The sequence below is a fragment of the Rhizobium sp. R634 genome, assembly GCF_002211305.1.
In the GTDB taxonomy this organism is placed as follows: Bacteria; Pseudomonadota; Alphaproteobacteria; order Rhizobiales; family Rhizobiaceae; genus Rhizobium.
The window spans coordinates 28,221-49,757 of sequence record NZ_LOKW01000011.1; the positions used below are offsets into that span (position 1 = coordinate 28,221).

A 21,537-nucleotide genomic window follows, 5' to 3' on the forward strand; every position below is an offset into this window, starting at 1 on the left:
AGCCGGCGGAGCGAGTGTCCTATTGCGGCGCCGCAAGGAGATCCGCGCATGAGCGACGACCAGACGCCTGCCGACAGCAAGCTCACCAGTTCCAAGCGCCGCTGGGCGGCGGAGGGCAAGTTCCTCACCGGCCGCATCAGCCGTCCCGAAGCCGAGCGCCTGCCGCCCGGCCAGCACCTCGTCAAGAACTGGCCGGTGCTCGATCTCGGCCAGCAGCCGATCATCTCCACAGACAGCTGGCGGCTTGAGGTGCGCGGCCTCGTCGAAACGACCCTCACCCTCACCTGGGCCGATTTCCAGGCGATCGAGCAGAGCACCAGGGTCAGCGACATCCACTGCGTCACCACATGGTCGCGCTACGACAACAACTGGAAAGGCGTTTCGACGCGGGATCTGCTCGACCGCGCCATGCCGAAACCGGAAGCGGCTTACGTCATGCTGACGAGTTATGACGGCTATACCACCAATCTGCCGCTTTCCGATTTCGCCGCCGAAGACGCCATTCTCGCAACGTCATGGGAAGGCTTGCCGCTGACATCAGATCACGGCGGGCCGATGCGTCTCGTCGTGCCGCATCTCTATTTCTGGAAAAGCGCCAAATGGCTGCGCCGCATCGAGATCCTGGCTGCCGACGAGGCCGGCTTCTGGGAAAAGAACGGCTACCACATGTATGGCGATCCGTGGCGCGAGCAGCGCTATTCCGACGATTGAACCTTTGGCCGGAGGAAACGGCGAAGGGCAAAAACCCCCAGACCGAACAAGGCGGCGAGCGCCGTCAGCGACGCCATGCTGGCGAAATGAAGCGGTACCTGGCTCCAGCGTGGCTTGATAATGTCGGCGGTGTTGAAAGTCTCGCCGCTGAACCGGCAAGTGATGAGCGTAAGCCCGCGGCCCACCATATCGGCATCGACGGCGGAGATGATTTCGCCCGCAACCTGCGCCTCCCGCGGCATGTCCCGCATCGCCATCAGCACGGCTTTCGTCGCCGCGAGATAGGCATGGGCGCATTCGTTGAAGGGGCTTTCCTCATCCGTCACGCTGCCCGGCATCCTGCCCCAGAGGCAATAGGAATATTGGATCTCGGCATAGTTTAGGATGCGGCGGAACGGCTCATTGGTATCGACCGCCTGCGATGCGAGGGCGATGATCCCACGGCGATAGTCGGAAATCACCGCCATCTCGCCATGGGAAATCTCCGGGATATCGAGGCCGGCATCGCTGCCCCCGGCGCTGCGGCCATGGGCAAGGCAATCTCCGGCAATGAAGAGCAGCAAGCCCGCGCCGAGCACCGGCCCTCGGGTCGAGCCCGAGGGCGGGAATGCAGCAAGCCTACCGATAGGACCGATCACCGAAATGCCGGCCGCAGCCCGCCTTTGGCGGCAAGGCGCTTTTCCGCCAGCACCCCGAAGGCAAGACCGAGCGTCGCCCAAAGGATCGCGTGCATGCCGAGCGATGTCGTGCGGAAACGCCACAGCACCATGGCCGAGAAATTCTCCGGCACCTCGTTGATCGGCGGCAGCAGATAGAGCACGAGGCCGATGAAAACGAGATAGGCGATGCCGGCGACGATCGCACCGTTCCAGAGGCCGAAACGCTCGGCAAGGCGGCGCGAAAGCGCGACCGCCGCGATCAGCGAGGCGAGCGAGACGACGATCATCAGGAAGAACAGCTCGGTCCTGACGCCGATCGTATCCGGATTGCCGACCGCCGGCGGGTTGGCCGGATATTTGATGCCGGGCACCAGGACGACCGCCACGAAGGCGGCGATGGCGATGACGGCCGAAGTACCACGCGCCGAAAGGCTGCTGAAGCGGCCGTGCACGAAGGCGAAAGCGAGCGAGAAAAGCCCGCCGACGGCGATGCTATAGGCCATGACGCCGGTGAAAAGGCCGATCCCGGCCTGCGTGGCGCGGCTGACGATTTCGGGCTCGGCAACTTCGCCGGCCGCCTGCGCGCTCGCCTCCTCGAAGGCGATCGCCGCATCGACCAGCGGCTCGCTGAAGACATGGGCGAAGGCGAAAACGAGAATGCCAGCAATCAGGCCCGCGAGCATGCCGCGAAGCAGAAGATTTCCAACCATGTCAGTATTCCCTTAGTGGCAGGGAAAGCCGAGGAGGTGACGGCCGTCATGCACGAATTCGTGCACGTACATGCCGTTGAATAGCGCCATCGCGCCTTCCTCGGTGCCGACGAAATAGATGGCGATGATCATCAGCAGGCCGCCGAAGATCGCCCAGGGCAGGATTTCGCCGACGGGGATGGGCGCAGGTGTCGCGACGGGCGCGAAAGTGGTGTCAGACATGTATTCCTCCGGAATGACGCGTTCAGTCGAAAGAGTGCTTGTGCGGCAGGGTCTGACTTCCAGCGTGAAGAACGTCGACACGATGGTTACAGTGGCGCGACCGCGCCGGATTTTCACCGGCTTCCAAACCCGCAACGCCACGGTTATATCTGCTCGCCGGAGAGACTGTCAACGAAACTTCACCGAGCCGGCAAGGCTCGTCCCTACCGCATTCCGGGAGATGAGAACGATCGTGAATACGCGCCTTACCTGGATCTGCCACGGCGCGACGGCGGCAAGCCGCAAGGCGCTGTTCCCGCTCGACGAACCGCTGGAAGACAAGGCAGCCGAGGAAGCCGGCAGGATGGCAGCCCTGCCCCGCGCCGACCGTATCGTCACGAGCCCCGCTTTGCGCGCCCGGCAGACCGCCAAAGCCCTTCGTCTTCAAGCCGAAACAACTCAGGCGCTGCGCGATTGCGACCACGGCCGCTGGGCAGGCAGGCCGATCACGGCGATCGGAGCCGAGGAGCCTGACGATCTGATGGCCTGGATGAGCGATCCGGAAGCCGCCCCGCACGGCGGTGAGAGCTTTTTCGATCTGCAGAGGCGTGTTGCCGGCTGGATGGATGAGCAATTTCTGCTCGCCGGCCATGTGATCGCCATCAGCCATGCAGCCGTCATCAGGGCGGCGGTCGCACACGTGCTTCAGGCGCCGCTTTCCTCCTGCTGGCTGATCGACGTCGAGCCGCTCGCCGTCATTCGCATGACCAGCAACGGACAACGCTGGTCGCTGCGCCTTTAGAGCCCTCCCAAAAGCAGCGCATTAGCGATCCCTGATAAGATCCAGCCTTACGCAAGCAAATCGCGTCATCTCTATTGAACCGGGTTTGACCGGGACTACTTCCTTGTCCCAAGGAGATGGAAGACATGGCATATGACTGGAGTGGCGAACGTACGCGGCGCCTGCGCTTGATGCGTGTCGCGACGTTCACGATAATTATGGTCGGTCTGGTCGTCAGCGTTCCGCTGCTGATCGTCACCGCCTGATAAAGCGAGACAGGGCGAGCGATGCGACAGCACGCTCGCCCTCGTTCTTTGCAGCAACGCTGCTCAAGCGTTCAATCCCAAGACATCGCCCGCCTGGCCACGCCGCTGAACAACTGCCGCAACGCCGTCCTGACAGCGCTGCCGACCTCAAAAGGCGGTTGCCTCCAATAATTCGCCTTCTGGTTTCAACGAACATTTCAGACTTTCGTGATAGTTCGACGCAGGGTGGAGATGGAGAAGGCGATAATGCCGGCGTTTTTCCAAAGCAGGGCCGGAAGGCAATGCGTGTCGGTCGTGGTGCTCGGAGTGACGCTCTGGATCCTCGGCGCGCTGTTGCACCTTGGCGACGGCCTGGTCTCCTTCATGACCGGTTTCAGCAAATACGGCGCCGACAAGCTCGTTCTGGCCCTCGGCATCGCCGGCGCCATGAGCTTCATCTATTCGGTGCTGCGCATCGCCGACCTGCGCAAGGAAATGGAACTGCGCGCCACCGCCCAGACAAAGGCCGACTGGACCGCCACGCACGACCACCTGACCAAGCTGCCGAACCGCTACGCCTTCGAGCGCAAGATCCTTTCGCGGCCGATCCTGGACGAAGAAGCCGAGATCGACGAGTGGGCGCGCAACGTCACCATCTTCTCCGTCGATCTCGACGGCTTCAAGAAGGTCAATGATCTCGTCGGCCACAAGGGCGGCGACGTGCTTCTGATCGAGGTCGCCAAGCGCATCTGCGCGCTCGGCAATGCCGATTGCGTCTATCGCTTCGGCGGCGACGAATTCATCATCATCGCCTTCGGCCTGACGGCGCAGCGCGAAGAGCGTTTTGCCCGGCTGCTGATCCAGGCGGTCACCCGGCCGATCCATATCGACGGCTTTGGCGTCGAAGTCGGCGCCAGCGTGGGCTACGATCGCTGGGCCGAGGGAAGCGAGCCGCTGGAAGATGCCGCTCACCGCGCCGACCTCGCCATGTACGAGGCGAAATCGCGCGGACCCAACCACTATCTCGTTTTCGAAGCCTCGATGCAGGACAAGGTTGCCGAACGCGCTGCCCTGGAAACGAGGCTGCGCGCCGCAATCTCCAAAAAGGCGATCAAGCCCTTCTATCAGCCGCTGATCGATCTCAAGACAGGCCAGCTCTGCGGCTTCGAGGCGCTCGCCCGCTGGATCGGCGAGGATGGTGTCAACATTCCGCCGCCCGTTTTCATCGACATTGCCGAGGAAACCGGCATGATCACCGCTCTGTTCGAGGACCTTCTCGCCCAGGCCTGCAGCGACGCGCTCGCCTGGCCCGAGCATGTGATGCTTTCCTTCAACGTCTCGCCGGTGCAGATGGAAGACAGGCTGCTGACCTCGCGCATCCTCAAGGTCCTCTCGGCAAGCCGGCTGCCGCCGCAGCGCCTCGAAATAGAGATCACCGAAAACGCGCTGATTCAGGATCCGGCCGTCGCCGCCATCGTCCTCGAGGAGTTGCACGCGGCCGGCATTCAGATCGCGCTCGACGATTTCGGCACGGGCTATTCGAGCCTTGCCCAGCTCGCCCGCTACCGCTTCGACAAGATCAAGATCGACAAAAGCTTCACCGCCACCTGCCGCGAAGACGAGCGGCAGGAAAAGATCGTCCGCGCCATGCTCGGCCTCGGCAGGAGCCTCAACATCAAGACGACGGCGGAAGGGGTCGAGGATCACGGCCAGCTCGCCTTCCTGCTGCAGCTCGGCTGCGATATCGGCCAGGGCTATCTGTTCGGCAAGGCAATGCCCGCCGCCGAGGCGAGTGCCTTCATCAGCGATCGCAGCGCCAATCTGGCCTCCACGGCCTGACGCCCTTGTCAAAAGCCTGCCGGGTCGGCACCCGGCGCAAAAATGCGCGGCGGACGAATAAATGTCTTTCCGTATGAAGTCTCGGCACTAAGTTCGGTCATCATTACGCTCGCGCGGAGCCCGTGATTATGTCCTCGGCCGACCTCCTGCTGACCTTCAACGCCGGCTCCTCCACTGTCAAGATCGGCATCTTCGCGATGGAGAGCGCCGAAGCCCAGTGCATCGGCAAGGGCATTATCGATCTTCGCGCCGAGCCGCTCTCCTTCAGTCTCACCAAGGGAGAGCAGACGTTCGACACCTCGCTGAAGGCGGAAGCGACGGAGGATCTGCATGACGTGATCGACGAGACCTTCGCCCTTCTCGCCGATCATTTCGACATTGCCGCCGTGCGCGCCGCCGGGCACCGCGTCGTCCATGGCGGCGACCGCTTCACCGGGCGGGCCGCCCTCGACGAGGCCGCCATCGACGCCGTCGAAGCCCTGACCCCGCTCGCACCCCTGCACCAGCCGCAGGCGCTGCGCTTCATCCGCGCGCTCCGGCATTTAAAGCCGCATCTTGCGCAGACGGCTTCCTTCGACACGGCCTTCCATGCCACGCAGCACGATCTCGTTCGCCGCTTCGCCATCCCCCGCGCGCTGCATGAGGAGGGGATCAAGCGGTACGGCTTCCACGGCCTATCCTATAAATTCATCGCCGGCGAACTTCGCCGCAGGGCGCCGCATGCGGCAAAGGCAGTGGTTGCCCATCTCGGCAGCGGCGCCAGCCTCTGCGCACTCGACCAAGGCGTCAGCCGCGATTGCAGCATGGGCTTTTCGACGCTCGACGGCATCCCGATGGCGACGCGCCCAGGCTGGCTCGATCCCAGTGTGATCCTGCATCTGGCCGGCGAGAAGAAGCAGTCCTTCCGCGAGATTGAGGATCTTCTCTATCACCGCTCGGGCCTGCTCGGCGTTTCCGGCATCAGCGCCGATACCCGCGACCTGTTGAAGGACGGACGCCCGGAGGCGCGGGAAGCGATCGACCTCTTCACGCTGCGCATTGCCGGCGAAATCGGCCGCATGGCGGCGACGCTCGGCGGCCTTGATGCCATCGTTTTCACTGCCGGCGTCGGCGAGCATCAGCCGGAGATCCGCGCCGGCGTGGCGAAACGGCTCTCATGGCTCGGCCTGGCACTCGACGAAAAGGCCAATGCCGCCAACGGTTTTGCCATCAGCACGAGGGGAAGCCGCATCGCCGTGCATGTCATCGCCACCAATGAGGAGCAGGTCATCGCCGACGAGGCGCTCTCCATTCTCCTCGGCGACTGATCCAGATCAACGGCAACGCGGCGCCGGCCGTTAGAATTGATGTTGAACAGGTTTCGAACGGGAGAAATCCATGGAAAAGCATGTCTCGACCGCCGCTCCGACAGACGCCGAACTCGCCCTGATCGACCGCTACTGGCGGGCCGCCAACTATCTCTCGGTCGGCCAGATCTACCTGCTTGCCAATCCGCTGCTGCGCGAGCCGCTGAAACCGGAGCACATCAAGCCGCGCCTGCTCGGCCACTGGGGCACGACGCCCGGCCTCAACTTCATCTATGCGCATCTCAACCGCCTCATCCGCGCCCGCGATCTCGATGTCATCTATATGTGCGGCCCGGGCCACGGCGGCCCGGGCATGGTCGCCAACACCTATCTCGAAGGCAGCTACAGCGAAATCTATCCCGATATTTCCGAGGATGCCGAAGGCATGCGCAAGCTCTTCCGGCAATTCTCCTTTCCCGGCGGCATTCCGAGCCATGCGGCGCCGGAAACGCCCGGATCGATCCACGAAGGCGGCGAACTCGGCTACGCCCTCGTCCATGCCTATGGCGCCGCCTTCGACAATCCCGACCTCATCGTCGCCTGCGTCGTCGGCGACGGCGAGGCCGAGACCGGGCCGCTGGCCGCAAGCTGGCATTCCAACAAGTTCCTGAACCCCGCCCGCGACGGCGCCGTCCTGCCGATCCTGCACCTGAACGGCTACAAGATCGCCAACCCCACGATTCTCGGCCGCGCGAATGATGACGACCTCAGGCATCTCTTCGAAGGCTACGGCTACGAACCGTTCTTCGTCGAAGGCCATGAGCCGCGCGACATGCATCAGAAGATGGCCTCGACCCTCGATCGGATCTTCGACCGCATCGGCGAGATCCGCAGGCAGGCCCGTAACGGTGAGGCCGGGGACGGTTGCCCGCACTGGCCGATGATCGTGCTGCGCAGCCCAAAGGGCTGGACCGGCCCGAAGGAGGTCGACGGCAAGAAGGTGGAAGGCTTCTGGCGCGCCCATCAGGTGCCGGTCTCCAACTGCCGCGAGAATGAGGCTCATCGCAAGATCCTCGAAGACTGGATGCGCGGCTATGATCCGGAAGACCTGTTCGGCCTCGACGGCCGGCTGAAACCGGAGCTGCGCGCACTCGCCCCTGCCGGCAAACGCCGCATGGGCGCCAATCCCCATGCCAATGGCGGCTTGCTGCGCAAGGAATTGGCCGTGCCCGATATCCGCGACTATGCGGTCGATATCGGTAAACGCGGCAGCGTCAATGCTCAGTCGACGGAGATCCTCGGCCATTACCTGCGCGACACGATGAAGCTCAACACGGAGGCTGCCAACTTCCGCATTTTCGGCCCCGACGAAACGGAATCGAACCGCCTCGGCAGCGTCTTCGAAGTCACCGAGCGCGTCTGGATGGAGGATATCGAACCCTACGACGTCAAACTCTCCCGCGACGGACGCGTCATGGAGGTGCTCTCCGAGCATCTCTGCCAGGGCTGGCTGGAGGGCTACCTGCTGACCGGCCGGCACGGCCTCTTTTCCTGCTACGAGGCCTTCATCCACATCATCGATTCCATGTTCAACCAGCATGCCAAATGGCTGAAGGTGACGCGCGAACTCGAATGGCGAAAGCCGATCTCATCGCTGAACTATCTGCTGACCTCGCATGTCTGGCGCCAGGACCATAACGGCTTCAGCCACCAGGACCCGGGCTTCGTCGATCTCGTCGCCAACAAGAAGGCCGATATCGTCCGCATCTACCTGCCGCCGGACGCCAACACCCTGCTCTGGGTCGGCGATCATTGCCTGCGCACCTACGACCGCGTCAACGTGATCGTCGCCGGCAAGCAGCCGGAGCCGCAATGGCTATCGATGGACGAGGCGGTAAAACATTGCGAAGCCGGAATCGGCATCTGGCACTGGGCGAGCAACGAGGAAGACACGATCTCACCCGATCTCGTCATGGCCTGCGCCGGCGACGTACCGACCATGGAGACGCTCGCCGCCGTCGATCTCTTACGCAAGGCCATCCCGGAGCTGAAGATCCGCACCGTCAACGTCGTCGACCTGCTGGCGCTGCAATCCAGCGACCAGCATCCGCACGGCCTTTCCGACGAAGCCTTCGACGCGATCTTCACATCGGACAAGCCTGTCATCTTCGCCTATCACGGCTATCCCTATCTCATCCACCGCCTGACCTATAAGCGCACCAACCACGAAAACATCCACGTCCGCGGCTTCATCGAGGAGGGAACGACGACGACGCCCTTCGACATGACCGTCCTCAACCAGCTCGACCGCTTCCATCTCGCCATCGAAGCCATCGAGCGCGTCCCCGGCCTGAAGGAAAAGGCAGGTGAAACCCTCGCAGCCCTCCGCGGCAAGCTTGCCGCGCATCACGACTATGTCAGGGAACATGGCGAGGACATGCCGGAGGTGAGTGGATGGGTGTGGCCGGCGCCGTGAGCCGAAGAGCAGGCACAATTCGCCGGAAGGGCCAATCGCGCTTTGGCTGGATTGATTATTTCAGCAGCGTCGGGCAAGCTTAGTCTCGACGAAGAAACTATGGGCAATGCACGTAGAGAAAATAAGCAGAAATTGAATACGACGCTCGAGATACAATGTTTTTTTCTATAAGAAGTTTAAAGGTTTTAGATGTAATAGCGGCATTGCTGCTGGTTTTGGAAATTGTTTACATTTGGAAAAACGTTCATTTTTATACAAACTGGGAATTATATAATATTTACACAACAGGACATTATCGCAACTTCAAAAAAATAGGAGAAAATGACAAAATGTTCGTTGCTGTCAACAAAATGATCAACTGCAACGAAGCCACCATGGGTAAGGCAGATAGAATTGATATCGCGACATCTTCTGTCTTTTTTATACAGACAGCGATGTTCCTCGAAGTGAGTTTTAAGAAAACCGAGAATGGCCAATGCATCGATCAGATGATGTTTAGAAGCATGCCCGGTTAAGGAATCCTGGAGAAAAGCGAGCAATTGATGCGATATAGACCGCATAGGGAGTTATTGGCGAGTGACTGTTCTGACAATCGCCACCGCTACACACCTTCGAGCCGAACCTTCTCCTTCATGCGCCAGACCCGCGGTGTTTCTCCCGTATATTTGAGGAAGAAGCGGGAGAAATAGGCGGGATCGGCAAAGCCGAGCCGAAAGCCGATTTCCTGAACGCTGCCGAGCGTAAAGACCAGCTGACGCTTCGCCTCCTCGACAAGCTTGCCGGCGACCAGTTCATGCGGCGTGCTGCCGGTCATCGACCGGACGATCCGGGTGAGATGCGTCGGCGAAAGCCCGAGTTCCCTGGCATAGAAGGATGCGGGCTTGTGGGATCGAAAATGCTGCTGAATGAGCTCGCCCAGCATCTCCATCCGTCGCTCGTTTTCGTTTGACGAAAGCTCCCGCGCATTCCCCTCATGGGAAATCCGCGCCGTCAGCCGCAGCGCCAGGGCGACGTAGGCTGCCAAGACCTCGTTGCGGCCACTGCGGCGGTTTTCGAATTCGTCGCCCAGCCGCCGTAGCGTCTGCATCACATGGGCAGCCTCGGCATGATCGGGATCGAGCGGCGTCAGATGCGGCGTCGCCAGCCATTCGCCGAGATGGCTCCGCTCGCCGGGCGGATGGCTCAGATAGGACCGCAATATGGTGATGACGAGACCGTCGATATCGCGTGAAAAACGAAAGCCGTGATGGAGCCCGGGCGGAACCGTAATGACCGCCGGCGGCCGGATGGCATGGCTCTTCTCGCCGAAGATTGCATCGCCCGAACCGGCTTCGATGTACAATATCTGAAAGAAGCTCTCGTGACGGTGGAGGCGGATTTCCCATTGATGCAGGCTGCTGCGGGAGCGAATTGTTTCGCAATGCAACCAGAATTCCGGCGATCGCCCGATGTTTTCGCCGTAGAGCTCGTAGGTCGGTATATGTCTGCTCATCGGCTCCCTCCCGCGCCAATGTTCGATTAGTGCAATTTTTAGGCTGGAATGTCCATTGTGGCGATCCGGCCGGCGCGGCAGAATCTGACAAAACGCAAAAATGTCGGGGAGGAAGCATTTGCGAACCCAGGTCGCCATCATCGGTTCGGGACCATCCGGCTTGCTTCTCGGCCAGCTTCTGACCGAAGCCGGCATCGACAATGTCGTCCTCGACCGGGTGAACAAGGATTACATCCTTGGCCGGGTCCGGGCCGGCGTTCTCGAGGAAGGCACTGTCGGGCTGCTGGATGAAGCCAAGGCTGGAGCGAGGCTGCATGCCGAAGGCCTGCCGCATGACGGCTTCTCGCTCGCCTTCGACGGACGCGACCATCGCATCGACCTGCATGAACTGACCGGCGGCCGGCGCGTCACCGTCTACGGGCAGACCGAGGTGACGCGCGATCTGATGGAGCGGCGCGAGGCAAGCGGCGCCCTGTCGATCTACGATGCCGTCGATGTGACGCCGCATGATTTCGACGGCCGCTCTCCCTTCGTCACCTATATGAAAGACGGCGCTGCCAGGCGCATCGACTGCGATTTCATCGCCGGCTGCGACGGTTTTCACGGAGCAAGCCGCAAGGCCGTCCCCGAAGGGGCGATCCGGAGTTTCGAAAAGGTCTATCCTTTCGGCTGGCTGGGCCTGCTTGCCGACGTGGCGCCCGTCAGCCATGAACTGATCTACGCCAACCACCCGAGGGGCTTCGCGCTCTGCTCGATGCGCTCGGCCACGCGCAGCCGCTACTATATCCAATGCCCGCTCGACGAGAAGGTCGAGGACTGGAGCGACGACCGCTTCTGGGACGAGTTGCGACGGCGCCTGCCAGTGCATCACGCCGAAGCATTGAAAACCGCGCCATCCTTCGAGAAATCGATCGCTCCATTGCGCTCCTTCGTCGCCGAACCGATGCGCTTCGGCCGGCTCTTCCTCGTCGGCGACGCCGCCCATATCGTGCCGCCGACCGGCGCCAAGGGGCTGAACCTTGCGGCGAGCGACGTCCACTACCTCTTCTCCGGGCTCGTCGAACATTACCGCGAACGCTCGGATCGGGGCATCGACGCCTATTCGCAGACAGCGCTCGCCCGTGTCTGGAAAGCCGTGCGGTTTTCCTGGTGGATGACGACGATGATGCATCGTTTTCCCGATACCGGCGATTTCGATCAGAAGATCCAGGAGGCCGAACTCGATTATCTCACCCATTCGCGTGCGGCCTCGACGGCGCTTGCGGAAAACTATGTGGGATTGCCATTCTGACAGAATGATTTGAGGCAGACGTAAACCACATCGACGGCTGTCCCCTCGACATGGAATCATAATCGGATGGTGATGGGTTAGGGCTTTTATTTCATTTTACATCACCATTTCGCATGACAAGCTAACGCGCAATTTTTGCGGCTAGCAAAGACGGCGCTGGAGTGCGCCAACAAGGGAGAGAGACATGAAGAAACTGCTTCTGGCCGCCGCCGCGGCAATCGCCATCGGCACGAGCGCCTATGCCGACACCATCAAGGTTGGCGTCATCGGCCCGTTCTCCGGTCCGTTCGCGCTTCAGGGCAAGAATTTCAAGGCCGGCATCGACGCCTATATGGCTGTCAACGGCAACAAGGTCGGCAGCGATACGGTCGAGATCGTCTATCGCGACGTGCCCCAGGCCGATCCCGCCCAATCCAAGGCGCTGGCACAGGAGCTGATCGTCAAGGAAAAGGTCCAATATCTCGCCGGCTTCTATTTCACCCCCGATGCCATGGCGGTGACGCCGATCCTGAAGCAGGGCAACGTGCCGATGGTCATCATGAACGCCGCCACCTCGGCGATCGTCACCAAGAGCCCGCTCGTCGTGCGCACCTCGTTTACGACCTGGCAGACCTCGACGCCCATCGCCAAGGTCGCCTTCGACGCCGGCGTCAAGAAGGTGATCTCGGTCGTCAGCGATTACGGCCCGGGCATCGATGCCGAGAATGCCTTCAAGACCGGCTTCGAGAAGGCCGGCGGTCAGGTGGTCGAGGCGATCCGCATGCCGCTTGCAACCAACGACTTCAGCCCGATCATGCAGCGCATCAAGGATTCCGGCGCTGAGGGCGTTTTCGCCTTCCTGCCGTCGGGACCGACGACGCTCGGCTTCGTCAAGGCTTACAATGAAAACGGCCTGAAGGCGGCCGGCATCAAGTTCTTCGCACCTGGCGATCTGACCCAGGAATCCGATCTGCCGGCGCTCGGCGACGCCGCACTCGGCATCCAGACGACCTTCCACTATGCCGTTTCGCACGACTCGCCCGAGAACAAGGCCTTCGTCGAGGCGGCTTCCAAGGCGATCGGCAACAAGGCCGAACTCTCCTTCCCCGCAGTCAGCGCCTATGACGGCATGTATGTCATCTACAAGATGATCGAGGTGACGGGCGGCAAGCAGGATGCTGAGAAGGCCGTCGATGCGGTGAAGGGCCTTTCGTGGGTCAGCCCGCGCGGCCCGGTTTCGATCGATCCGGAAAGCCGGCATATCACCCAGAACATCTATCTCCGTGAAGTCGTCAAAGCCGATGACGGGACCTACATCAACAAGGAGGTCCAGACCTTCGAGAAGCAGGGCGATCCGGGCCTGGCCGCCGCCAAGTAATATCCGGCGTCCGGTTAAGCGGCGGGCCCGCGCATCGAGCCCGCCGCATCGAAGCAAGGTATTTCCATGCAGACAGTCTTCAGCATAGCCGTCGACGCCTTTGCCTATGGCATGGTGCTCTTCGTGATATCCATCGGCCTTTCCGTGACCATGGGGCTGATGCGTGTCGTCAACCTGGCGCACGGCGCCTTCGCCATGATCGGCGGCTACATCGCTTCCTATGCGGCACGCGACCTCAGCCTTGGCTATGCGGTCGCGGTCATCGCCGCCGTCGTCGCCACGATCATCATCGCAATCCCGCTCGAACGCTTTCTCTACCGCCGGATCTATGGCGCACCTGAACTGACCCAGGTGCTGATGACCATCGGCATCACCTTCTGCGTCATCGGCATTGCAAACTATGCAATGGGGCCGACACTGAAGACCATACCGCTTGCCGGCGCCCTGCAGGGCTCGGCCGACCTCGGCTTCCGCACCATTCCCGTGCACCGGCTTTTCGTCATCCTTTGCGGCCTGGTGGTCGCAGTCGCGCTCTGGTTCGCCATCGACCGAACCAGTTTCGGCGTGAAGCTGCGCGCCTCCGTCGACGATGCGGCGATGGCTGCCGCGCTCGGCGTGCGCACCGAAATCATCTATGCGGTCAGCTTTGCCGTCGCCGTCGGCCTTGCCGCCTTTGGCGGCGTGGTCGGCGCCGAGCTCCTGCCGGTCGAACCCTATTACGCGCTGCGATACATGGTCACCTTCCTGGTCGTCGTCTCGGTCGGCGGCGCGGGCTCCATTCCCGGCGCGCTGATCGCCTGCCTGCTGCTCGGCGCGATCGATACGACGGGACGCTATCTGATGCCGGAATTCGGCGAATTCTTCTTTTATCTCGCCGTGATCGCCATCATCTGCGTCTTCCCGCGCGGCCTTGCCGGAAGGGTGAAATGACATGGCGCTCGTCATGAACAGTGAAAACGAACGTCTCCAGAATCGGCGCGGCTTCAGCGGCGATCTCGCCGGATTGGCGGTCATCATCGCAATCGGCACGATCGGCTATTTTGCCTTCCCGGATAATCTCGCGCTGCTGACGCGGATGATCACCATCGCCCTGCTCGTCCTGTCGCTCGATCTGGTGACCGGTTATTGCGGCGTCGCGACACTCGGCCATGCCGCGCTTTTCGGCTCCGGCGCCTATGCCGCCGGGATCCTGTCGGCGCATTACGGCATCAACGATCCGCTGCTGATGATGCTTGCCGGCATTGCCGCCGGTGCGATCGCCGGGCTGCTGTCAGGCACGATCATCCTGCGTGCGCATGGATTGCCGCAGCTCGTGCTGTCGATTGCCCTCATCCACCTCTTCCATGAATTCGCCAACAAAGCCTCGTCCTGGACGGGAGGCAGCGATGGGCTGTCCGGCATTGCGCCGGACCCGATCTTCGGCCTTTTCGAATTCGATCTCTACGGTCAAACCGCCTTCTTTTTCGGAATGGCGCTGCTGCTTGTCGTCTTCGTGCTGCTGCGCTTTCTGGTCCGCTCGCCCTTCGGCATGCTCTGCCGCGGCGTCAGGCAGGATCCCTTGCGCATCCGCGCCATGGGCGGCTCGCCGAAGGCGGCGCTCATCAGAATGTACATCATATCAGGCGCCGTTGCCGGTGTCGGCGGCGCGCTGAACGCGATCTCGACCCAGGTCGTCGGCCTCGACAGCCTGTCCTTCAACCAATCGGCCGAAGCGCTTGTCATGCTCGTGCTCGGCGGCACCGGTTCCCTCTTCGGGGCGCTCTCCGGCACCGTCATCTTCATGCTCTTCGAGGATTACGTCTCCGCAGCCAATCCCTTCCACTGGCTGACCATGGTCGGCGCACTGCTGATCGCCGTCGTGCTCTTTGCGCCGAAAGGCCTCTTCGGCACGGCCGCCGCCTTCGTCAGCCGCCGGAAGGAGGCGCGCGCATGAGCCCGGTCTTCGAAGTCTCCAATCTCCGGAAAGCCTTCGGCGGGCTCGCCGTCACCAACGATGTCTCGCTGGCGATGGCGCCGGGCGACCGCATCGCGCTGATCGGTCCGAACGGCGCCGGCAAGACCACCTTCGTCAATCTCGTCACCGGCAATCTCTCACCCGATTCCGGCGAGGTTCGCCTCGGCGGCGAGGCGGTGACGAAGATCGATGCGATCGGCAGGGTCAAGCGCGGCCTGGTGCGATCCTTTCAGGTGACGCGGCTTTTCCAGGACATGACGCCCGCCGAACATGTGGCGCTTGCCGTCCTTCAGCGCGACGGAAAGACGAAGCGGATGTTCGGAAACTTCCTGTCGATGCCCGATGTCATGGCGGAGGTCGACGAACTCCTGGGGAAACTCGGGCTGGCTTCGCTGATGCACCGGAAGGTGAGCGAGATCGCCTATGGCCAGCAGCGGCTGCTCGAAATCGCTGTGGCGCTGGCCCTGAAGCCGAAGGTGCTGCTGCTGGACGAGCCGGCCGCCGGCGTGCCGCAGAGCGATACCGGCCGCATAGAGCAGGCGCTTGCCGATCTGCCCGGCGATCTCGCCGTGCTGATGATCGAACACGACATGGATCTCGTCTTCCGTTTTGCCAAGCGCGTCATCGTACTTGCGGCAGGCGCAATCATCTTCGATGGCCTGCCGGCCGATGTCACCAAGGATGCCCGCGTGCGCGAGGCCTATCTCGGGAGCTATGCCAATGCCAGCCATATCGCTTGAGGTCGATAATCTCTCGGCCGGCTATGGGCCGACGCGGGTGCTGGAAGGCATTTCCTTCTCGGTGCCGGCAGGCGCACGGCTTGCCGTGCTCGGCCGCAACGGCATGGGCAAGACGACGCTGCTCGCAACGCTTGCCGGACAGACCAGGCGCTATGACGGCCACATCCGCCTCGGCGATCTGGATGTCACCGCAGCACCCAGCGCGGCGCGGGCGCATAAGGGCCTGGGTTATGTGCCGCAGACGCGCTGCGTCTTCCCGACGCTGACCGTCGAAGAGAACCTCTTCGTCGGCCTGAAGGCGCGGCCGAAAACGGCGCTGGAGGAAGCCTACGCGATGTTCCCGCGCCTGAAGGAGCGCCGCCGCAACCTCGGCAGCCAACTCTCCGGCGGCGAGCAGCAGATGCTTTCCACCGCCCGCACCATTCTCGGCCGTCCTTCCGTGCTGCTGCTCGATGAACCGCTCGAAGGCCTGGCGCCCGTTATTTGCGAGGAACTCATGGCCGCCTTCGCCGAACTCGCCAAGTCGGGCGACATGACGATCCTCCTCGTCGAGCAGCGCATCCAAAGCGCGCTCGACTTCGCCGACCAGGTCATCATTCTCGAACGCGGCAGACTGGCCTGGGCTGGAACGCCAAAAAGCCTGTCGGACGATCATCAGGTGGTCGAGAGCCTGCTCGGGGTCGGCGGCCTGCACTGAAGCCCGGGGGGCCAAGCCGGCGAAATTGTCCGCCGAATCCATCGTGGCGTGAGGTTGGATCTGGGCCCTGATCGCAGCCAATGCAGTATATCGTCATGACGACGTCGTGCTTGGCCTGTCATTATTATCGCGCCTGAAGGGTTTCAGCGACAAATCAAGACATCGCATCGGCAGGATGATCGACGAAACGGCATTTCGGCAACAACAGCTATGAAAGATTCAACATAGACAGGACAGACATCAACATCGATTGCTCAGTTGAGATTTTTGAGCTGCGGACAATCCGGACTTATTGGTCTTCGCAGCTAGAATAATCTGCCGCTCCATCAAATTTCATTGCCAGACACCCCACAAGGTTGCATAGTCAAATAGAACATCAAACGGGAGGTAGAAATGGCAAATCACAAGCCGCATGCGGGCAACGTATACATGCCTGTTTTTGATATCGATGATCCGATCAGCGGCGACATCCTCGAAAGTTCTTACGATACCGACGGAGATGCGGTGCGGCTGAATTTCGTCAATGGACAACGCATCAAGCAGCCGGCCAACCCGGAGGGCGATCCGGTCAAGACGATCATCGAGGGAGAATACGGTACACTCACCGTTTATTCCAACGGCACCTACACTTACGAGCTCGATCATTCCAAGCCGGAAGTCGCCGCGCTCGGACCCGGCGATGAGCTCGTCGAAAAATTCACCTTCAAGATATCCGATGGCAAAGGCGCCACCGATTTCGGATCGTTCAGCATCTCAATCGACTTGCCGGAACGCGGCGATGTATTCGTCAATTTCGAGGATGTCGGCCAAAGCGACTTCCCGACCGGCTACAAAGGCTTCGATTGGGGCGCGTGGCGAGACGGCGATGACGCGAGCGTGCGCGAAGACAGCGACGGCAACCACTATTTGGGTGGCGGCGTGTTCTGGACCCCCATCTATTCAGCCGATGGCGGACCTTTTGAGATCAAACAATTCGAAGTCGCGAATGGAACGTCGAACTATGACAACGTCCTGACGATCGAAGGCCAGTTGAACGGCAACATCGTCTTTTCCACAACAGTGACTATCACCGCCGATAGCATCGACGATCCCCAACTGATCGATCTCAGCGCCTACGGCCCGATCGACTATCTCCTGCTCGACAGCGAACCGATCATCACGGAAGACAGCGGCCCTGATTATTTCGGCGCGCAATACGACAATTTTCATTTCCTCGTTTGACCGATGCGCGGGCGGCGCGGGGTTTCCCCGCGCCGGAAAGCCGGGACCGAGACGATGGCGCACGTGCCGAAAGCTCACAGCCAGGGACGTTCCTCGTCCGAGGCGTTCAGGGCCTTTACGGTGATGGCGGCGATGACGCCGGTCAGCACGATTCCGGCAAAACCGATGACCAAAGCCAGTATTCGCGCAGAAACATGTTTGGGCGTGAAGTCGCCATAGCCGATGGTAAGCCCGGTCACGAAGGTGAAATAAAGCGCTTCGTCAAGCCGCCAATCCTCGATGCGCCAAATAGCGAGGCCGGATGCCAACATGATCGACACGATGCCCGAGAGGATCGGCCAGATGATGCGAAGCTGCTTTGCGAGTGCGATGAAGAACAGCCGTCTCATCTGCCGGGTGTGCGGCGCACCGTCTGGTCGCTGCTGTTTGCGGACGCGGAGCCTCATCGCACTGCCGGCGGCAAGACGTAGAGCGTTATGGCGAAAATCATATAGACCATCAGCACCAACACGCCGACGAACCATGCCGATCGGCCGCTATTGGTGACGAACATCGCAGTGACGGCGGCAAGGAACATCATCGTCACGGCGCCCGGCCAGAATTGCAGATCCATCGGTGACGGGCCGATCACATAGCTCATCAGGACCAGAACCGGCGCGACGAACAAGGCGATCTGCGACGCGCTTCCGAGTGCGATGCCGACGCTCAGATCGAGCCGGTTCTTGCGCGCGCCGGAAAATGCCGAGGCCATTTCGGCGGCGGCGCCGACCAATGCGACGACGATGAAGCCGACGAAGGCCGGGGTCATTCCGAAGGCGACGGCCGCCTCCTGCACGGATTCGACGAAAATCTCGCTCACCAACGCCACGAGGACGGTGACGCCCGCAAGCGTGCCGAGGGCGAGCCCGATCGGCCAAGGCGCCTCACCGGCCTCGCCATGATCCGCGGACGAGAAAAACTCCCGGTGCGTCCCAAGCGTGAACAACAGCCCCAGCCCGTATCCGATGATCAGCAGAACGGCGAGGCTGAGGCTGAGCTCTTGGGTGACCGGCGCCGCCGATGCCGCCTCCAATCCGCCAAGCGTCGACGGCATCAGAAGCGCGATTGTGGCTAGGAAAAGCAGGCCGGCTTGAATGCGCGCACTCGCCCGGTTGAATTCCTGTATGTGGTATTTGAGCCCGCCAAGCAAAAACGAAGCGCCGAGCATGAACAGTGTGTTGGTGACGATCGCGCCGGCGACGGATGCCTTGACCAGCGTATACTCGCCGGCGCGCAGCGCAGTCAGCGCGATGACCAGTTCGGTCAGATTTCCAAGCGTCGCATTCAACAGTCCGCCGGCCGCGTCACCCGTCTTTACGGCGACGGATTCGGTCGCATGGCTGAGCAGAGCGGCGAGCGGCACGATGGCCAATACCGAGAGGACGAAAAGCGCCGTGTGGGCTTCGGGGACAAGGGCTGCAGCTGAGAACACCACCGGCACGGCGACGAGCAGCCACAATATCGGGCTATCGCGAATCTCTTTGAAAAGGAGGCTCAATCTTCACTCCCCACAATCACCCAGATGGACGCACAGCTTCACTCCGGAAGGGCCGTCTGCCGGAAGAAGGTCACGACTGCGTCGTCAGGCGGGCCGAACCATGTTGTAAAGAACGCCCGGAACGCTGGCGCCGCATAGGCTTGGCTCAGGGCGCGATCGACCGCCAGGCGAAAATCCTCGTCCCCGCGCGCCAGCTCGAGACCGAGCGGTTCGTAGGTGAAATGGCGATCGAGGACGATGAGATTGCCGGAGCTGTCGCTGCGGGCGGCAGCATCCATCAGAAGCGGCATATCGCCGAAGAGCACCGCCGAACTGCCGTCCAGGACACGCTCGATCCCCTGCTGATAGTCGCTGACGAGCGTCGCCGTCGCCGCGAGCTGAAAGGTCTTGATCCTGTCCGTCAGCCAGCCTTCGCTGGTCGAACCCGCTATAGAGGAAAATGTCTTGTGTTCGAGGATCGTGCGGGCCGGCGCGCCGCGCCAGATGGGCCGGCTCGAGGGCTCGCCATATTGCAGAACTTCGCGCAATGCCAGCGGCGCGCTCGTGCTGAGCAGCGCCCCGGTGCCGCTCGGGAAGATCGGAAGCGAGAATGAAACCTGCTGCCGGCGATTGAGCGTCACCGGCTCGGCGGCGCAGACAAGGTCCGCCGTGCCATCCTGAATGGCACGCACCTTCGCCTCACCCGACAGGGAGATCCATTCGACATCGAGTTTCGGCAAGTCCAGCTGCGCCCTCAGGCTGTCGGCGATCCCATTGCAGAGGGCAACCGCATAGCCGTCAGGCTTTCCCTGGGCATCGAACGAAAAGGGCCTTGCGTCCGGATCGTAGCCGAGTTTCAGCGCGCTGGTCGTCCTGACACGGTCCAGCGTCTGCGCCCGTGCGGGCGGCGCGATGACGCAGACAGCCGCTGCGGCGAGGACAGAGGCGGCGATAGCCGCCCAGCGACCATTTCTCTCTGACATATCTGGTCCTCCCTGTGTTACTCGGCCGGCGCCCGGTTCACGCTGGCGAACCGCGGGGCGATGAGCCCGTAAATGATGAAACCGATCCCTGTGACGATCATGCCGCCAAGCACTGCATCCTTGCCGGAGGCGTAGATGGCGAAAACGCTGTAGGCCATGCCGACCATGGCAATGGTAGCGTTCAGCCGGTATTTCGCCTGGGGCACACGGGCAGCCCTCATCATCACGAACAAAGAAGAGAGTGCGATGATATAGGGCAGCACGTTCGTCACCACGGCGAGATTGACGAGCGCGGAAAACTGCTCGCTCAAGGTCGGCGATATGGTCATCAGGGCAAGCCCCGTCTGAACGATGCCGAGGATGATCATGCCGCTGACCGGCGCTCCCATCTCATTCACCCGGGAAAATATCGACGGAAACATCTTCTCTTCCGCTGCAGTCTTCGCCGTTTGGGCGATCGTGAACTGCCAGCCGAGCAAGGAGCCGAGGCAGGCAAGCACCGCCAGCGCCATGACGATCGAACCGATGGTCGGATTGAACATCGTGGCATAGGCCAGCGCGAACGGCCCCGTCGAGGTGGCGAGATCGGCGTTGGGGACAATACCCTGAATGACCGTCGTCGACAGTATATAGATGACGGCGGCACCCAGCGTGCCGAACATGCAGGCAAGCGGCACGTCGCGTTTGGGATTTTCGACGGCATCCGAATTCTGGGCCGCCGACTCCATGCCGAGGAAAGCCCAAAGCGTCAGCGAAATGCTCGATCCCATGCCTTGGGCCAGCGTCAGCCCCTTCGGATTCCAGGCGGCCCCGAACGTGCTGGAACTGAACCAGAGCCAGCCGATGATGGATAGCAGCCCGACAGGAAGGATGACGCCCCAGACCGTGACTGAACCGATGCGCCCGGTGATGCGCGGGCCGCCGAAATTGGCACCCGTGGTCAACCACAGGAGCACGATCAGCGCCAGGCAGGTCATGATCGGCGTGGAGGTCAGCACCGGAAAAAATCCCGCGAGATAGCCGACGGCCGAAATGCCGATCGCGACATTGCCGACGGCAAGCGATAGGAAATACAGGAAAAACACCATGAAGTAGCCGTCTTTCCCATAGGCGTCTTCCGCATAGGCCGACATGCCCCCGGGGCGCTGATTGAACAGCCCGGCCTGGGCGAAGCCGTAGGCGATGGCCATCGAGCCGATGGCGGTCACGAGCCAGGACAGCAGCGAGATCGCACCGACCTGGGCCATATTGGCGGGCAGCATGATAATGCCCGACCCCATCATGTTGACGGCGACGATGAAGGTGAGCTGCACCAGGTTCATCTTTTTCTTGGTCGTGGCCTCTGCCGCAAGATGCATCGCGTTGTCGGTCATGACGA

21 protein-coding genes and 1 riboswitch are annotated in these 21,537 nt (G+C 61.7%); of the genes, 13 read left to right on the forward strand and 8 right to left on the reverse strand.

Translation table 11 applies throughout. The features are described 5' to 3' along the window. Positions 1-48 precede the first annotated feature (48 nt). Entirely contained in the window at positions 49-711 is a 663-nt protein-coding gene (locus tag ATY77_RS13820; protein WP_088687809.1) for a sulfite oxidase-like oxidoreductase, read from the forward strand. Here ATY77_RS13820 and ATY77_RS13825 read toward each other — a convergent pair. The 3 genes from ATY77_RS13825 to ATY77_RS13835 all read right to left on the reverse strand — a co-directional run bounded on the left by ATY77_RS13825 (position 696) and on the right by ATY77_RS13835 (position 2,302). Continuing rightward, a complete protein-coding gene (locus tag ATY77_RS13825; protein WP_245314344.1) occupies positions 696-1,274 on the reverse strand; it encodes a hypothetical protein in 579 nt (192 codons plus the stop codon). The two genes, ATY77_RS13820 and ATY77_RS13825, sit on opposite strands and share 16 nt — an antisense overlap. Positions 1,275-1,345: 71 nt before the next feature. Beyond that, the gene (locus ATY77_RS13830) at positions 1,346-2,080 is read right to left on the reverse strand and encodes a CbtA family protein (protein ID WP_088687811.1); all 735 of its coding nucleotides are present in this window, start codon (positions 2,078-2,080) and stop codon (positions 1,346-1,348) included. Between the two features lie 12 nt (positions 2,081-2,092). Then, the gene (locus ATY77_RS13835) at positions 2,093-2,302 is read right to left on the reverse strand and encodes a CbtB-domain containing protein (RefSeq protein WP_088687812.1); all 210 of its coding nucleotides are present in this window, start codon (positions 2,300-2,302) and stop codon (positions 2,093-2,095) included. Between the two features lie 50 nt (positions 2,303-2,352). Continuing rightward, a riboswitch (cobalamin riboswitch) is annotated at positions 2,353-2,427 on the reverse strand. A 107-nt stretch (positions 2,428-2,534) separates the two neighbouring features. Between ATY77_RS13835 and ATY77_RS13840 the strand changes: the two genes are divergently transcribed. The 5 genes from ATY77_RS13840 to ATY77_RS32505 all read left to right on the forward strand — a co-directional run bounded on the left by ATY77_RS13840 (position 2,535) and on the right by ATY77_RS32505 (position 9,423). Then, positions 2,535-3,083, forward strand: a complete 549-nt coding sequence (locus ATY77_RS13840; protein ID WP_088687853.1) for a histidine phosphatase family protein — start codon at positions 2,535-2,537, stop codon at positions 3,081-3,083. Between the two features lie 491 nt (positions 3,084-3,574). Then, positions 3,575-5,146, forward strand: coding sequence for a bifunctional diguanylate cyclase/phosphodiesterase (locus ATY77_RS13845; RefSeq protein ID WP_088687813.1), 1,572 nt, complete (start codon positions 3,575-3,577; stop codon positions 5,144-5,146). 128 nt (positions 5,147-5,274) lie between these two features. After that, positions 5,275-6,453 carry an acetate/propionate family kinase gene (locus ATY77_RS13850; RefSeq protein ID WP_088687814.1) on the forward strand — a complete coding sequence of 393 codons (1,179 nt, stop codon included), beginning with the start codon at positions 5,275-5,277 and terminating at the stop codon, positions 6,451-6,453. Positions 6,454-6,523: 70 nt separating this feature from the next. Next, positions 6,524-8,908 (forward strand): phosphoketolase family protein, encoded by a 2,385-nt coding sequence (locus ATY77_RS13855; protein WP_088687815.1) that lies wholly within the window; start codon positions 6,524-6,526, stop codon positions 8,906-8,908. A 155-nt stretch (positions 8,909-9,063) separates the two neighbouring features. Next, complete coding sequence (locus ATY77_RS32505; RefSeq protein WP_141103933.1) at positions 9,064-9,423, forward strand: hypothetical protein; 360 nt, start codon at positions 9,064-9,066, stop codon at positions 9,421-9,423. 86 nt (positions 9,424-9,509) lie between these two features. On the opposite strand, the gene ATY77_RS13865 is transcribed toward ATY77_RS32505, so the two are convergent. Then, complete coding sequence (locus tag ATY77_RS13865) at positions 9,510-10,400, reverse strand: helix-turn-helix domain-containing protein (RefSeq protein WP_088687817.1); 891 nt, start codon at positions 10,398-10,400, stop codon at positions 9,510-9,512. A 118-nt stretch (positions 10,401-10,518) separates the two neighbouring features. Here ATY77_RS13865 and pobA point away from each other — a divergent pair, with 118 nt between their 5' ends. From pobA to ATY77_RS13900, 7 genes are all read left to right on the forward strand, one after another. Beyond that, positions 10,519-11,691, forward strand: a complete 1,173-nt coding sequence (gene pobA, locus ATY77_RS13870) for a 4-hydroxybenzoate 3-monooxygenase (protein WP_088687818.1) — start codon at positions 10,519-10,521, stop codon at positions 11,689-11,691. A gap of 184 nt (positions 11,692-11,875) precedes the next feature. Next, positions 11,876-13,048: an ABC transporter substrate-binding protein gene (locus ATY77_RS13875; protein ID WP_088687819.1), complete on the forward strand. Its 1,173-nt coding sequence runs from the start codon at positions 11,876-11,878 to the stop codon at positions 13,046-13,048. Between the two features lie 66 nt (positions 13,049-13,114). Beyond that, positions 13,115-13,978: a branched-chain amino acid ABC transporter permease gene (locus ATY77_RS13880; protein WP_088687820.1), complete on the forward strand. Its 864-nt coding sequence runs from the start codon at positions 13,115-13,117 to the stop codon at positions 13,976-13,978. Between the two features lies 1 nt (position 13,979). Then, positions 13,980-14,981, forward strand: coding sequence for a branched-chain amino acid ABC transporter permease (locus tag ATY77_RS13885; RefSeq protein WP_088687821.1), 1,002 nt, complete (start codon positions 13,980-13,982; stop codon positions 14,979-14,981). After that, positions 14,978-15,742, forward strand: a complete 765-nt coding sequence (locus tag ATY77_RS13890; protein WP_088687822.1) for an ABC transporter ATP-binding protein — start codon at positions 14,978-14,980, stop codon at positions 15,740-15,742. The genes ATY77_RS13885 and ATY77_RS13890 overlap by 4 nt, the downstream gene beginning before the upstream one ends. Then, the gene (locus tag ATY77_RS13895; protein WP_088687823.1) at positions 15,723-16,439 is read left to right on the forward strand and encodes an ABC transporter ATP-binding protein; all 717 of its coding nucleotides are present in this window, start codon (positions 15,723-15,725) and stop codon (positions 16,437-16,439) included. The genes ATY77_RS13890 and ATY77_RS13895 overlap by 20 nt, the downstream gene beginning before the upstream one ends. Positions 16,440-16,832: 393 nt before the next feature. Further along, entirely contained in the window at positions 16,833-17,660 is an 828-nt protein-coding gene (locus ATY77_RS13900) for a VCBS domain-containing protein (RefSeq protein WP_088687824.1), read from the forward strand. 74 nt (positions 17,661-17,734) lie between these two features. On the opposite strand, the gene ATY77_RS13905 is transcribed toward ATY77_RS13900, so the two are convergent. The 4 genes from ATY77_RS13905 to potE are packed head-to-tail and all read right to left on the reverse strand — an operon-like array spanning position 17,735 to position 21,532. Beyond that, complete coding sequence (locus ATY77_RS13905; RefSeq protein WP_088687854.1) at positions 17,735-18,049, reverse strand: potassium channel family protein; 315 nt, start codon at positions 18,047-18,049, stop codon at positions 17,735-17,737. A 53-nt stretch (positions 18,050-18,102) separates the two neighbouring features. Then, the gene (gene cax, locus ATY77_RS13910; protein ID WP_088687825.1) at positions 18,103-19,197 is read right to left on the reverse strand and encodes a calcium/proton exchanger; all 1,095 of its coding nucleotides are present in this window, start codon (positions 19,195-19,197) and stop codon (positions 18,103-18,105) included. 38 nt (positions 19,198-19,235) lie between these two features. Then, positions 19,236-20,159, reverse strand: a complete 924-nt coding sequence (locus ATY77_RS13915; RefSeq protein ID WP_088687826.1) for an amino acid ABC transporter substrate-binding protein — start codon at positions 20,157-20,159, stop codon at positions 19,236-19,238. A 17-nt stretch (positions 20,160-20,176) separates the two neighbouring features. Continuing rightward, positions 20,177-21,532, reverse strand: coding sequence for a putrescine-ornithine antiporter (gene potE, locus ATY77_RS13920; RefSeq protein ID WP_088687827.1), 1,356 nt, complete (start codon positions 21,530-21,532; stop codon positions 20,177-20,179). Positions 21,533-21,537 lie beyond the last annotated feature (5 nt).

Coding starts and splice junctions, on each gene's coding strand:
- ATY77_RS13820 (WP_088687809.1), top strand. CDS start 49: ATGAGCGACGACCAGACGCCTGCCGACAGCAAGCTCACCAGTTCCAAG.
- ATY77_RS13830 (WP_088687811.1), bottom strand. CDS start 2,080: ATGGTTGGAAATCTTCTGCTTCGCGGCATGCTCGCGGGCCTGATTGCT.
- ATY77_RS13835 (WP_088687812.1), bottom strand. CDS start 2,302: ATGTCTGACACCACTTTCGCGCCCGTCGCGACACCTGCGCCCATCCCC.
- ATY77_RS13845 (WP_088687813.1), top strand. CDS start 3,575: ATGCCGGCGTTTTTCCAAAGCAGGGCCGGAAGGCAATGCGTGTCGGTC.
- ATY77_RS13850 (WP_088687814.1), top strand. CDS start 5,275: ATGTCCTCGGCCGACCTCCTGCTGACCTTCAACGCCGGCTCCTCCACT.
- ATY77_RS13855 (WP_088687815.1), top strand. CDS start 6,524: ATGGAAAAGCATGTCTCGACCGCCGCTCCGACAGACGCCGAACTCGCC.
- ATY77_RS32505 (WP_141103933.1), top strand. CDS start 9,064: ATGTTTTTTTCTATAAGAAGTTTAAAGGTTTTAGATGTAATAGCGGCA.
- ATY77_RS13865 (WP_088687817.1), bottom strand. CDS start 10,400: ATGAGCAGACATATACCGACCTACGAGCTCTACGGCGAAAACATCGGG.
- ATY77_RS13875 (WP_088687819.1), top strand. CDS start 11,876: ATGAAGAAACTGCTTCTGGCCGCCGCCGCGGCAATCGCCATCGGCACG.
- ATY77_RS13880 (WP_088687820.1), top strand. CDS start 13,115: ATGCAGACAGTCTTCAGCATAGCCGTCGACGCCTTTGCCTATGGCATG.
- ATY77_RS13885 (WP_088687821.1), top strand. CDS start 13,980: ATGGCGCTCGTCATGAACAGTGAAAACGAACGTCTCCAGAATCGGCGC.
- ATY77_RS13890 (WP_088687822.1), top strand. CDS start 14,978: ATGAGCCCGGTCTTCGAAGTCTCCAATCTCCGGAAAGCCTTCGGCGGG.
- ATY77_RS13895 (WP_088687823.1), top strand. CDS start 15,723: ATGCCAGCCATATCGCTTGAGGTCGATAATCTCTCGGCCGGCTATGGG.
- ATY77_RS13900 (WP_088687824.1), top strand. CDS start 16,833: ATGGCAAATCACAAGCCGCATGCGGGCAACGTATACATGCCTGTTTTT.
- ATY77_RS13905 (WP_088687854.1), bottom strand. CDS start 18,049: ATGAGACGGCTGTTCTTCATCGCACTCGCAAAGCAGCTTCGCATCATC.
- ATY77_RS13915 (WP_088687826.1), bottom strand. CDS start 20,159: ATGTCAGAGAGAAATGGTCGCTGGGCGGCTATCGCCGCCTCTGTCCTC.
- potE (WP_088687827.1), bottom strand. CDS start 21,532: ATGACCGACAACGCGATGCATCTTGCGGCAGAGGCCACGACCAAGAAA.